12 protein-coding genes and 1 rRNA gene are annotated in these 12172 nt (G+C 42.0%); 2 read left to right on the top strand and 11 right to left on the bottom strand.

Translation table 11 applies throughout. From position 1 onward, the window contains the following. Position 1: 1 nt before the first annotated feature. The 3 genes from WCY20_RS12140 to WCY20_RS12150 form a co-directional block, all read right to left on the bottom strand. Positions 2-628: a hypothetical protein gene (locus WCY20_RS12140; protein WP_345975474.1), complete on the bottom strand. Its 627-nt coding sequence runs from the start codon at positions 626-628 to the stop codon at positions 2-4. A 114-nt stretch (positions 629-742) separates the two neighbouring features. Beyond that, on the bottom strand, positions 743-1108 hold the full coding sequence (gene panD / locus WCY20_RS12145) for an aspartate 1-decarboxylase (protein ID WP_345975475.1): 366 nt from the start codon (positions 1106-1108) through the stop codon (positions 743-745). 12 nt (positions 1109-1120) lie between these two features. Beyond that, the gene (locus WCY20_RS12150; protein WP_345978267.1) at positions 1121-1495 is read right to left on the bottom strand and encodes a (2Fe-2S) ferredoxin domain-containing protein; all 375 of its coding nucleotides are present in this window, start codon (positions 1493-1495) and stop codon (positions 1121-1123) included. A gap of 186 nt (positions 1496-1681) precedes the next feature. Here WCY20_RS12150 and WCY20_RS12155 point away from each other — a divergent pair, with 186 nt between their 5' ends. Both WCY20_RS12155 and WCY20_RS12160 read left to right on the top strand, forming a co-directional pair. After that, entirely contained in the window at positions 1682-2230 is a 549-nt protein-coding gene (locus WCY20_RS12155) for an outer membrane beta-barrel protein (protein ID WP_345978269.1), read from the top strand. A 12-nt stretch (positions 2231-2242) separates the two neighbouring features. Further along, complete coding sequence (locus WCY20_RS12160; protein WP_345975477.1) at positions 2243-2926, top strand: Ig-like domain-containing protein; 684 nt, start codon at positions 2243-2245, stop codon at positions 2924-2926. Positions 2927-3081: 155 nt separating this feature from the next. Here WCY20_RS12160 and WCY20_RS12165 read toward each other — a convergent pair whose 3' ends face one another. From WCY20_RS12165 to rrf, 8 genes are all read right to left on the bottom strand, one after another. Further along, complete coding sequence (locus WCY20_RS12165; RefSeq protein ID WP_345975479.1) at positions 3082-4377, bottom strand: UDP-N-acetylmuramoyl-L-alanyl-D-glutamate--2,6-diaminopimelate ligase; 1296 nt, start codon at positions 4375-4377, stop codon at positions 3082-3084. Continuing rightward, a complete protein-coding gene (locus WCY20_RS12170) occupies positions 4367-4960 on the bottom strand; it encodes a hypothetical protein (protein WP_345975481.1) in 594 nt (197 codons plus the stop codon). The genes WCY20_RS12165 and WCY20_RS12170 overlap by 11 nt, the downstream gene beginning before the upstream one ends. A gap of 27 nt (positions 4961-4987) precedes the next feature. Further along, positions 4988-5263 carry a NifU family protein gene (locus tag WCY20_RS12175; RefSeq protein ID WP_345975482.1) on the bottom strand — a complete coding sequence of 92 codons (276 nt, stop codon included), beginning with the start codon at positions 5261-5263 and terminating at the stop codon, positions 4988-4990. A gap of 111 nt (positions 5264-5374) precedes the next feature. Then, positions 5375-6601, bottom strand: coding sequence for an aldo/keto reductase (locus WCY20_RS12180; protein ID WP_345975484.1), 1227 nt, complete (start codon positions 6599-6601; stop codon positions 5375-5377). A gap of 198 nt (positions 6602-6799) precedes the next feature. Continuing rightward, on the bottom strand, positions 6800-7660 hold the full coding sequence (locus WCY20_RS12185) for a hypothetical protein (RefSeq protein WP_345975486.1): 861 nt from the start codon (positions 7658-7660) through the stop codon (positions 6800-6802). Further along, the gene (locus WCY20_RS12190; protein ID WP_345975488.1) at positions 7657-8658 is read right to left on the bottom strand and encodes a hypothetical protein; all 1002 of its coding nucleotides are present in this window, start codon (positions 8656-8658) and stop codon (positions 7657-7659) included. Before WCY20_RS12190 ends, WCY20_RS12185 begins: the two co-directional genes overlap by 4 nt. A gap of 445 nt (positions 8659-9103) precedes the next feature. Then, the gene (locus WCY20_RS12195; RefSeq protein ID WP_345975490.1) at positions 9104-10366 is read right to left on the bottom strand and encodes an outer membrane protein transport protein; all 1263 of its coding nucleotides are present in this window, start codon (positions 10364-10366) and stop codon (positions 9104-9106) included. Positions 10367-11917: 1551 nt separating this feature from the next. Then, positions 11918-12033, bottom strand: a 5S ribosomal RNA gene (gene rrf / locus WCY20_RS12200). Between the last annotated feature and the right edge of the window lie 139 nt (positions 12034-12172).

A 12172-nucleotide genomic window follows, 5' to 3' on the forward strand; every position in this document is an offset into this window, starting at 1 on the left:
ATTAATAATGAAAGTTGAGACCCAGCTCGAACATTAATGAATGATCTGAGAGATCTACATTGGTCGTTGTCGGTGTATCGAGATTGTAGTTGCCCCAGATACGGTATTTATAGTACGCACCTATCTGCAACTCCAGGGCATCGCCCATATGCAGGAACGTTCCGCCTCCGAACTTAAGACCGACATTCTTTGGCCATTTCTGCGCATACCCGTCAACCGGCATAAACGCAAAATCCACGCCGCCCAATAGATAAGGCTCATAACCAGATCCGATATCGTAGCCTTTGATAATGTCAAATCCGACACTCCATAAGAGACCGTCTCTGCCGCTGGCAAGAACAGCATTGTCTTTAGTGACATCACTATAGATGTCTTTATCAAACTTTTCGATACCCAGGTAGATATTGGTACGGACATGCTCCCCGTTATCAACACCAAGGTTTATCTTTCCACCGTAAAGGTTTGGATCGATCGCATTGGTTTCTGAACCCTGTCCATGCACAGAGACCTTTTGGTCAATCAAGGAATGCCCGCCGATAAAGCTCACGCCCACGTACTGACTACTGCCTGCCGCACTGAGCGTGACGCCCCCGAAAAGAATCGAATAAATAAGTTTTTTTAGCTGCATGATAAATCCTGATCAATGTATTGGACTATTATATCTCGATAACGGCCTAGAGATAAACATATGGAATGAATAGAGGAGCGTAACGAAAGAACCCCAGCTTCTCAGCTGAAATCCTTAAATCTCGTCAAGGATATGATCGATGTTGTTATCGTCATTTAACAAGACGACACGTGGTTTGTAGGTCTCAAGGTCCTTTTCATCATATGTGGCGTAGGCGACAACAATGATTTTATCACCTTTGTGCACCTTACGAGCCGCTGCACCGTTAAGGCAGATATCACGTTTGCCGCGTTCGCCTAAGATGATGTAGGTAGAGAAACGTTCACCGTTATTGATATTGAGGATCTCGACTTTCTGGCCTACCCGCATCTTCGAAGCTTCTAAAAGCTCTTCGTCAATGGTGATTGACCCGACATAATTGAGGTTCGCATCGGTTACCGTTGCGCGATGAATTTTACTGTATAACATTTCAATGGTCATCGAAATCTGTCCTTATCTACCCATCTGCTTCATCATGTCTGCCGGCGCTATTGGTGCATCCCAAAGCTCATCAGAAATGACAAATTCTTCAACAACATTGCCGCCAATAATATGCTCATCAATGATACGGTCGATTGCATCTTTGGTCAAGCCTGCGTACATTGTGTGACCCGGTTCAACAAGCATAACCGGACCGACATTACAACGGTTAAGACATGCCGAACGAATCGGCTGAACTGTTCCAATAATACCTTTTTTCATTAAAGACTGCGCTAAATGCTGGAAAAGGTCTTGTGTTTCCGGTCTTACGCATGAAGGTTTTGGCATCCCAGGAGGTGCAGATTGTTCACATTTGAAAATATAAAAAGCTGGCTGTGGTATGCCCATTTTTTTCTCCATAAGACAGGCCCATTTTGACCCATCTGATTAAAATTTCCGCGTATTATATCTAAAACTCTCAAGACAATTGTTTATCCCGGCCTGTCAAGCAATATCTTTAAGTTTCGGATTTTGCTCATTCTAAGATGAAATTGCCTAAAATGCGAACAACTTATATCAGGGAGACAAACGTTGATGAGAATGATCGCTGTTTTATTATCACTGTGTTTCTCACTTCTTGCTGAGCCGGCAGGTTACATCGGTCTCTCTATCGAAGATTCAACAGAGTTCTTTGTGCTTAAAGGAAAAGAGAACCTGGATGCGTCAACACCTCAGTACAAGATCAAAGCCGGTTATGGCGACATTTCCAACTTTGCTGTCGAAGCGTCGTTGAGCTATATGGATTATGCCACTAATGTCTTCTCTAAAAATGACGGTGCCGCTTTAATGCTCGATATCACTCTGTACAAAGGGTGGGATGCCGGATATGATCTCTATCCATATCTCGATATCGGCATCGGCATGGGGAACATGCCGGTGGATAGAGAGCTTGAGGAAGCGCTTACTTTCAGCAGTTTTAATTTTGGCGGCGGCGTCCGTTATATGATTACCGAAGATGTTGATTTTGATCTGGGACTTAACTACAAACTGCGCACTTGGCAATCCATCACACTGGTCTCAGAAAATGTCAAAGTCACATCACACCTTATCAATCCCTACATCGGGCTGAACTACCATTTTTAAGCGAGGAAGCAGATGAATACAAGACTACAATACGCGCTATTGACATTGAGCCTCGCTGGCATCATGACAGGCTGCGGGACCACCTCCGACAGCGATCCGCTTGTACCCGAGATCGCTTCAATAGAGATTGACGGCACAGATACCGACAGCAGCATACATGCTATCGTTTTGCCAGATGATGAAAACCAGCTAAGCGCAACGGTTTTTTATGATGACAACAGCAGCAGTTCAAACGTGACCTATCAGCTTGACTGGGATTCCAATGATACAACGGTCATGGAGGTACAGAACGGCCTGCTGACACCGACAGCCAATCGTGGTACTGCCGCAATTTCGGCTTCATTCAGAAATAAGCTCTTTACGACAATAGATAAAAAAGTGACCATCATTCCATTGAACGACATCAACATCACATCAGAAGATATTAATATCACCTATGCGACCGATAAAAACAGTGCAAATGTCTATACCGGAAGCAGCTATACGCTAAAAGCCAACGGCACTTTTGATGACAATCAGACAACTGTCGACCCGATCAGCAGCAATATTCAATGGAGCAGCTCAAACACAACGATTGCTACAATCGATTCAACAGGTCTACTTACAGTGCAAAGTACAGCAGGGATAGTCGATATCAATGTTTCTGTTTACGATGAAATAAACAGTACGTTGGAGCTCAACGTTACCGTCCAATAAAAGTCTGCTCTTCCTCATCAGATTTCAGCGCGCTGCGCTTCACTCTTTTCGTTCCTGCTTTTATTACAAATATTTTATATAGAGAATGTATAGAAGAAAAGTGTTTCAAAAAGCCGGCTGAAGAGGGAAAGAAGCGCCGGCTATCGCATTAGTGTTTAACGCGCAGCTAAAAGCTCACGGGCCACTTCCCGATCATCAAACGGCAGTTTCTTGTCATAGATAATCTGATAGGCTTCATCGCCTTTGCCAAGGATCAGTACGATCTCATCACCGTTTTGGTCCTCGATCGCTTTGGCAATGGCATTGCGGCGGTTGACATCCACATAGACGTCGCTCTGATCATCAATGCCTTTTAAAATATCTTCGATGATCTTGTCAGGGTCTTCCGTACGTGGGTTGTCGCTTGTCACATAGATCTTTTTGGCAAACTTTGACGCCACCTTGCCCATCAACGGGCGTTTTGATATATCGCGATCGCCGCCCGCGCCGAAGACGACCAGGATCTCTTTCTCTCTCAGCGCGTTGAGGACCTGTTCCATGCCGTCCGGGGTGTGGGCAAAATCGACAATGACCAGAGGCTCTTCGCTTACCTTCTCCATGCGCCCGCTGACACCGCCGAAATGTTCGACCACTTCACAGATCTCGCTGAGCTTCTTGTCTGTCACCAGGTGAACCGCTGCGACAGCCGCTGTCAGGTTGTAGAGGTTGAAAAAACCGTGCATCGGGCTGTTAAAACTCTCCACCTCCTCAAAATGTTTGATCACAGCACTGACACCTTCGTTCAGAGAGTAGGCCATTACTTTGTAGGTAGCAGGATGTTCTGCGCCGTAACTGAAGGCATTTTTATAATTGAATTCTGCACGAGGCTCATCTTTGTTGATCAGTTTTTTGCTCTCGTCGGCAAAAAAACTGTTCTTAACGTAGATATAATCCTCAAGACTTTTATGGTAATCCAGATGGTCCTGTGTAATATTCGTCAGGACCTTCAGTGCGAACTCTATTCCTTCAATCCGTTTCTGGACAATAGCATGCGAGCTGACTTCCATCACAAAGTATTCACATCCGGCCATAACAGCCTGATAGATATGACGGTAGGTATTTAAGACGCTCGGTGTCGTCAGACTTTTACCCTCGGCAACCGTGTCATTTAAAAAGAACCCCCGGGTGCCCTGCATCGCTGCCTTGTATCCAAGATCGAGCAGCATCGAATAGATGGCACTTGCGGTAGTGGTCTTGCCGTTGGTACCGGTAATGCCAATGATCTTAATACGGTTTACCCCGAAAAGAGGCGCAATGTCAGAAGCGGTGATGATGGAGTGTGCACCGTTTTTCTGGGCATCCTCTACATAGTTCTCATTTTGTTTCGTTTTTATAAACGCGGTCTCAGCGTCACACTCTTTCGAGTTTTCAGTGACGTAACGAAAAGGTTGAGAAGGAAGCTCAATTTTCAACAGTTTTGCCTTTGGCAAGACGGCGAAGCAGCTTACGCAGCTCCTTATCGTTAGGATGGACGGCCAAAGCACCCTCCAGATAACTCATCGCCATCTCATGGTAGTTATTTTGCATAAGCTTATCCAAGAAATCTACAAAATCCTCTTTTTCTGTGATGATGACGCGGGTAGAGAACATAATATTCTCAAAAATGCGTCTGAAATCACCCTCATCATCAACGATCGCTTTGAATTCCTCATACATGATGCCGTCTTCGAATGCCAAATGTTCTTTCAGAGGTTGCGTGATGATATCGCCCAACTGCTCAAGCGTACCGTCCATCGTCTCCAGGATCTCGGAGATAATAAGATCGGCCTGCTCCGCATCATCCTCCCTCAAAACCGAGTAATAGTCAAACAGTGCTTCTGCACCGCTTTCCCCACTCATTGCCATCTCAGATAAGATCGCCCCGTTATAAGCTTCTTTGGAATTTGGATAATCTTTTAAAACAAGCGCATAAGTACGCAAAGCCTGTTCAAAATCTGATTTTGAGAAGCTCTCATTAGCTAGGGCAAGAGTTTTATATTTGTTTACTGTTTTCATAACTCTTCCTTTTTTAGCAAATTATTGTTACATTGAATCGATCTGATTTTCCATACCGTGCGGTACATTTATTACCGTAAGCTCCGGATGGATATCCATACGCAGCTGTCTTTCAACACCGTATTTCAATGTATTTCCGGCACTGCCGCATCCGACACATGCACCTTGCAGTTGTACATAGACTGTACCATTTTTCACTGCCAGGAATTGAATATCGCCACCATCAAGGGCCAGTGAAGGACGTACTTTTTCAATTGTATTTTTAACTGGCGAGATTAACTCTTCATCTGTAAATGGAATCATATAAAACCTTGTTTTTGACTATATGGAATAATCCTAATATATAAACATAAAATAATCTAAAAGCGCTTAACAAGCTATAAAGCGACTGCTATGGCTTTATTACAAAGTTTTTTAAAAGGATTCCACGATGCTCAGCACCTGCATCACGTAACTCGGTTTTCGCATTCCAACTAAAATATAATCGATGTTTTCTTCTTCGAACAGGAACTTCAGTGCGCACTCCTGAAGCGCTTTGTCACATCCCGCCAGCTTCTCTTTGAGTTGCACCTTGGTCATCTTTGTGCACTCGAATGCCACCATCTTTGCATACTCCTGCAAGAAGAGGTCCAAAGATTCAGCAAGCAGTTCGACCGCACCGGGATCAAGTTCGCGTAACCCGTTTTGTAGATGGGGTATAACTTGTGTATGCAAAAACTGTTCGTACTCTCCGACATATCCAAAACGGTGCTTTACATCATCAAGCTGTGCGATCATATTGTGCACACTCCGCAAACTGTCGTCATCTGTCATCGTCAGAATCTCATTGAGATGGTGGTAATAGTCGTGCGGCTCCTCATAAGTGGCCAGTCTGAACATCAAATTGTTTGCCTGTGCATTGAATGGACGATTGGCAAGGACACGCAGGCCATTTTTCTTTGCCCACGCCGCACATTTCAGCCCTTCTGTCTCGAGTAGATTGATTGGTAATTGCAGCGTTGAGAAGTGATGATTCTCAACGCCGGCCTCTTTTGCCGCGCGCTTGGCAATCGTAACAAGGTCCTCATACGGTAAAAACTCCGGATCCTTGCTCTCTTTAGCAAACGAATTTGAACTTATGCCATAACTCTTGATACGACCCCTTTGTACCTCTTTTTCAAGTGCGACAAAAGCTTTTTCTATACGCTCAAACATCCTGTCCAGGGTCTCATTTCTATCAAGATCATGGTTGATGGCATCCAAGATAAAGTACTCCGGATTATGAATCAAATAGCAACCTATACTATCCATATTCAAACGTTCCAGAGATCGTGTCAACTGATCTTCCATAAACTCCGGGGAGATGCAGTGATAGATATGGTCGGCATACTTGACGATCTCCGGAAAGTGTTCCCCCTCTTGAATACGCTGAAGAGTTGAGCCCTGGATGTAACCAAACTTACTGACGATCTCGACATGTTCAATCGCACTTGTCGGCATAGGTTGAAACGCCAATGCAATCGCTCTCTCGGCCCCTCCGTCCATATAGTTTGTCGATGTGTCAATGAGATCAACACCCTCTTCAACAGCTGTCTTGATAGCTTGAATATGCTCGGGGTTACGGTCACTTATTCGATAGGTTCCAAATCCGATTTTTGCCACAATTCTTCCTTGTGTGAATGTTCGTGCAATTATAGCAAAGATGCTTTGTATCGGTAAAAGAGTGTCTGTAGGTAGCCAATTTGATCTATAAAGAGAGAGAACTTTATATATTGTAGATTTTGTGCCAAAGTTGCCCCGAAAGTGTTATCGGCACAGTAGGAGGCGAACTTCGGTGCAAGATGCACCTGAAGTTACGAATTATTTAAACGGTTTAGCCAGGTCTTTTTCAATTGCGCCCGGAACACTGGCAATCGTCATAAACTCACCCATTGTAAGTCTAGGATAGCTGATAGCGATATAGTATTTCGGTGCCAATGCCTTCGCTTTGCCATCTTCGATCAAGACAGTATAAGGAAGGATATTTGCATTCTGGAAGCCGATCTTTTTGACAAACTTGGAGGTCTTTGTCCCCAATGCATAGCCGATAAGTGTACGTCCTTCAGCAAGCTGAAGTTCGAACAGCAACCCTTTGCCTTTTTTGTAACCTTTGGCTTTTTCCAAAAGTTCCGAGCTGTCGCCTTCTGCAAGAAGAGCCTGCTCGTTGTAATACGGCATACCCATCATAAAGTGGTAGTCTGCAAGACCGTCGAATGCCCATTTGTCATCAGATCCTTTCAGCTCGCCAAATGCAGTGCTGAGGCTTTTTTCGATCGCTAAAGCAGCTTGATAATCAAATTCATCCTGCAGGAATGCTTTACCGTAGTATGTCGGGTTTGTAATGCTGATCTCTTGTTTCTCACCATTGACAAGAAGGCGAAGCACTGCCGCGTAGCCGCGACCAGGTTTGTTCGCTGCCACTTTCAATGCATCATTTGTGAAAACGATAGACGTATAAAGACCCTTTTTATCGACTTTATAGGCTGTCACAACATCAAAACCTGCTTCTTTCAGTTTCGCCTCTGCCGTTTCAACATCAACATAGGCTCCTAGAAGGTAGGTACTTACCTCTTTTTCAGCCGGTGCACTCAATGTCGTATCAGCGGCTTCAGCCGACTTGGACGAACAACCGCTGAACGATAGAACGAGTGCTGCGACGATGAACGCTAATACTTTTCTCATATACTTTTTGCTCCAAGACCTTCCATAATCGAAACGATCTCTTTGTCAAGCGTATGGATTGCATCGACTTTTTTCTGATCTTTGATCCCCATTACAGCGATCCAGTTTTCAAGTTTCGGCATACCGACGACCATTTTATTGCTTCCTTTTTCGATGTACATGTACATTGAACATGGTGCAAAAACACCGGCATCCGGACGACCACCCTCTTTATTGAAAATACCTTCAGAGAATTTGAAGTGGCATAGCGAGTAGACAAAGTATGCATCGTATTTGCCGAAGTCTAGCTCCAAGTCTGTATAGGCTTCTTTAAAGTTTTTGTAGCCCGCGATGATATATTTGTGCTCTTCGAATGCTGCTTCGAACTCTTCCTGGAACTCATCGATAAATTCGGAAAGATCTTCCGGACGGTCAAAAGTCACTTCGAATTTCATCATAGGGTTTGCCGGGATTTTGTCATATGAGACCATTTCCACTTTACCGCCAAGTTTCTCATCGATAAGATCGTCAAGCGGTTTGAAGGTCTCTGCGAACTCTTTACGGATCGTTTTGTCCTGTACACCGACGATGTCAAGCATTGTCTCCGGTGTAATATGACCGACATATGAGATATTCTCGTTCTGGTTTTTATAGATATGAAGGTTGAACGGACTGAAACCACCAAGTTCCGGTGCCTGAAGAAGCAGCGGACGAAGCGCCTCATCTGCAGCAATAGAGAAGAAGCCAAGATTGTCAAGATTCGTTGAACCGTATTTTGTCGCATAACCGTCACTGATACGTTCGTGCGGGTCAGAAAGGATAAAACCGATATCTTCAAGGTCATTGTTGACCATCTCATTGTATTTTTTCTCTACTTCAGAAACCGCTTTCTCATCCTTAGGCTTGTCTTTCAACATTGTATCGTTAATAGCGTTGAAACGCACACCGAACTCTTGCCCCATTGCCATTGTCGCTGCAAGGCTTAGTGCTAATGCACCTGTTACTAGTTTTGTAAACATGAATCTCCCTTTTTTAAGCTTCTTGTGTTTTTTGCACAAAAATTTTGCTGAGTAATTTTATCACAAATGTATCAACAACCATTGACAAAACCTATATTTACATATGATTTTTACCAAATGTAGCATTATGACAGCATCGGTGATTGTATGCATAAATTGACTCTATGACTATTATGAATGTAGCTAATAATTGTGGAATGGTTGTGGAGTGTCTTTAACTTATGGTTTTTACTTATAACCGATTGCCTAACTTAATTCAGTTTTATCACTACTTTTGATCCTCTATCATTAACTCTGTCAAAATGCTTTTGTACATAGTGCAACTTGAAGGTGATGAAAAAGGTTTGATTAATTGATTTTATAGAGAGTAGAGCAAGATATAGAAGTGTCTGTATTCCCATCAAAACGATGGGAATAGGTAAAGAAAGTATAAATCAGCTTCTAATTAGAATACATAGTTAAGACCGATAGCAACACTTGTCTGTGAGTGTTTCGCTGTGATGTCTTGACCTGCAAAGTTCGTGAAAGTTTTGCTGATTTCTGGTGCATATGCAAGAGCAACATCAACTGATGCTTGCTTAGTAAAGCCATATGTACCACCGACTGTTACGTGTGATTCTGTCGTAGCTGGGAAACCTAGCAAGTTAAATGTGTTTACTGTTCCCGCAGTTAGGCCGGCACTATTAACATTAGTTTCTCCTGCAGCACCAAAAGCAACTTTTTGTTCTTCAATAGGGCTTGCAGAGTAGTTATAACCGACACGTGCAGCCCAAGAATCAGCAGCATACTCATAACCGATTGCGATGACATCTTGGTCAACCCAGTCAAAGTCTTTATAACCCTCAGCGTCTGACCATTTGATCTGTTTGTAATCAAGTGCAATCGTATTGCCTGCAATTTCATAACTTACACCAAGACCAATTTCCGCTGGTGTTGACAGTTTGTCATTGTCATACGATCCAGTTGTTGAAAAAGGGCTAACAGTCGTGGATAATACGTTTCTATATTCCATATCGATTTGAGATTTATATGAAGCACCGATTGTCACACCTGCGATCTGATAAGCAGCACCGATATTCACACCGAAAGCAAGATCTTGACCCACACCGGCTCCAAAGTTTGTTCCTTGTGCAGGTGCAGCTGGGTTCGGATTACCTGGGTATTCATAGTTAATATCTAACGCACCATATTGTAAAACTGGTGTAACACCAATACTGAAACCGCTATTAGCGTATGTTAGAGGTACACCAAATTGCATAAGTTGTAAGTTAGTAACCATTTGCATTTGAGTTCCGCCATCAGCTGCTTTGTCTGCATCACGGTAATCTACACCCATACCGGCTGTACCCCACATACCGATACCCCAGTAGAAATTCTCGTTTACTTTGGTAGCGATAGAGATTGAAGGAATAACGCTTAGATCTGCTGCACTAGTCTCAGTTGAATCTCCACCACCTATGTTATTTGTGCTTTTAACATTTGGCATAAAAATGGTGCCGCCGAATTGAATTTCAGTACTTTCAACTGAAGAGATAAGAGCAGGATTCACTAATGCAGATTCAGCCCCATGAGCCATACCGATTCCAACACCACCCATAGCACGTGCTTTAGCACCAATACCAATTAGATTTGAACCATTTGTTGCGAATGCAGATGTTGCACCAAGTACCATTGAAGCTGCAAGAGCCAATTTAATTGTTTTTCTCATACGTTAATTCTCCTAAGAATTGAAAAGTTTAAAATCCGAACTCTCGAATTTTGACTGCGTTCATTATAGGTCAGTAAAAATAAACTGAAACTTAAATGAAAAGTAAATGTAATAACAAATTATTATAATAATTACTACATTCTTTATTAAATAAGTCGACATAATGACAATTATTTTGATACTATTGAAATAAGCCACAAAATTAACAATTTATAACAAATTAACATTATATCGACTAGTATATGTATTATTATTATATTAAATCAAGTTGCAAGTACATGTGTAGAAAAGAAACACCTAGTAAATACTTACATACTTCAGCGGTCAATATATGAAAAATATATATCATAAATTCTGATAGTATCTTCATGTATAAATTCGTTGAAATTCCCTGCTTGCCTTATATACACGGTATAAATCGATAAATTAAAATGCAGACACTGCTGCACCTGTACATAATACATTTGAATATTTAGCCTTTATAACGCCGGTGTACAGCTCACTCAAACATTATATTTACGCAACATTTATATTTTGGAACTCGTAAATATGCATTGATCATACTTCAACGATGTAATAGGAAAAATAATATCGTCGTATCGACTGTTATAGATACATAAAATGGGTTTCGTATAAACATCTTAAACAAACTGAGCAGAAGAACACACAATATGATCATGAGAGACAAAGAACTAGGATATCTAATAAGAAATTATACGGATGATGAGTTGCAATATCATAAAGAAACGAGCAGCCAGTACGAAAGGATGAACGTACATCAGAATATGAAAGTAATGATTGTTTGGTATATAAGCAGTATTTGAAGTGATTGATTGATTTGAAGAGTAGGATATCAGATAAAAAATAATCCCAAAGGATGATTTGTAATGAGTACAGTAGCACAAGATGGAGCAAATGAACGAAGTGAAACAATATAATAGGACAAGACACGCTACGGCCTGCAATATAAACAGATATGGTCCCAGAGGCATGTCTTGTAGGGAAATAGCTAATTTGAATTTAAAATAAAAAGAGAACCGACAGAGAAGTAGGCTCTCGTATACTGCGATCAACATCAACGTCAACATCGCGGCATAAAATAGACCTGATACATGCACAGAAAAGATGTGCAGAGGCATGTTTTATGTGTGGATAAAGATATAGCGCACAGATAGTTTGTAATTAAATGATTATAGGGATGTGAGATAAATCCGAGAACTGGGATATCTCATAGAAAAGATGCCCAAAGGCATGTTTTGTATGAGTAAAGTAGCAATAAATAGAGAGTGTAACGATCAATAGCCGGCGATTTGTATATGATAAAAGTTATGATTGTTAAGAGTAAATGTAGTTTATGGGAGTTTGTATAATCCGAGAACTAGGATATCTCATAGAAAAGCTGACTAAATGTCAGGTTTTATCTGAGTAAAGTCGCATAAGATGGAGCAAATGAACGAAGTGAATACGCAGACAATAGCCGCCGATATGGATGTGAAAAAGTTTATAATAATTGTAAATGATTGAAGTTTAAAAATTGAAGTAAATCCGAGAACTAGGCGGCGACCTACGTTTCCACACCTGAAAGGTGCAGTATCATCAGCGAAGGGAGGCTTAGCTTCTGGGTTCGGAATGGAGCCAGGCGTTTCCCTCTCTCTATAGCCACCTAGACAATCGGAAGTAAAAGCATCGAGATGATCTTACTTCCAACTGCTTGGATATATTGGAGTAGTTAATTATTGTCAGTCAACAGGTTTTGTAACTATAATCGATTCATGCTGCTCATTCGATATATACTGAATAAGGCAG

It is taken from the genome of Sulfurimonas sp. HSL3-7, assembly GCF_039645985.1.
In the GTDB taxonomy this organism is placed as follows: Bacteria; Campylobacterota; Campylobacteria; order Campylobacterales; family Sulfurimonadaceae; genus Sulfonitrofixus; species Sulfonitrofixus jiaomeiensis.

Coding starts and splice junctions, on each gene's coding strand:
- WCY20_RS12150 (WP_345978267.1), bottom strand. CDS start 1,495: ATGGGCATACCACAGCCAGCTTTTTATATTTTCAAATGTGAACAATCT.
- panD (WP_345975475.1), bottom strand. CDS start 1,108: ATGACCATTGAAATGTTATACAGTAAAATTCATCGCGCAACGGTAACC.
- WCY20_RS12155 (WP_345978269.1), top strand. CDS start 1,682: ATGAGAATGATCGCTGTTTTATTATCACTGTGTTTCTCACTTCTTGCT.
- WCY20_RS12195 (WP_345975490.1), bottom strand. CDS start 10,366: ATGAGAAAAACAATTAAATTGGCTCTTGCAGCTTCAATGGTACTTGGT.
- WCY20_RS12140 (WP_345975474.1), bottom strand. CDS start 628: ATGCAGCTAAAAAAACTTATTTATTCGATTCTTTTCGGGGGCGTCACG.
- WCY20_RS12185 (WP_345975486.1), bottom strand. CDS start 7,660: ATGAGAAAAGTATTAGCGTTCATCGTCGCAGCACTCGTTCTATCGTTC.
- WCY20_RS12190 (WP_345975488.1), bottom strand. CDS start 8,658: ATGTTTACAAAACTAGTAACAGGTGCATTAGCACTAAGCCTTGCAGCG.
- WCY20_RS12175 (WP_345975482.1), bottom strand. CDS start 5,263: ATGATTCCATTTACAGATGAAGAGTTAATCTCGCCAGTTAAAAATACA.
- WCY20_RS12170 (WP_345975481.1), bottom strand. CDS start 4,960: ATGAAAACAGTAAACAAATATAAAACTCTTGCCCTAGCTAATGAGAGC.
- WCY20_RS12160 (WP_345975477.1), top strand. CDS start 2,243: ATGAATACAAGACTACAATACGCGCTATTGACATTGAGCCTCGCTGGC.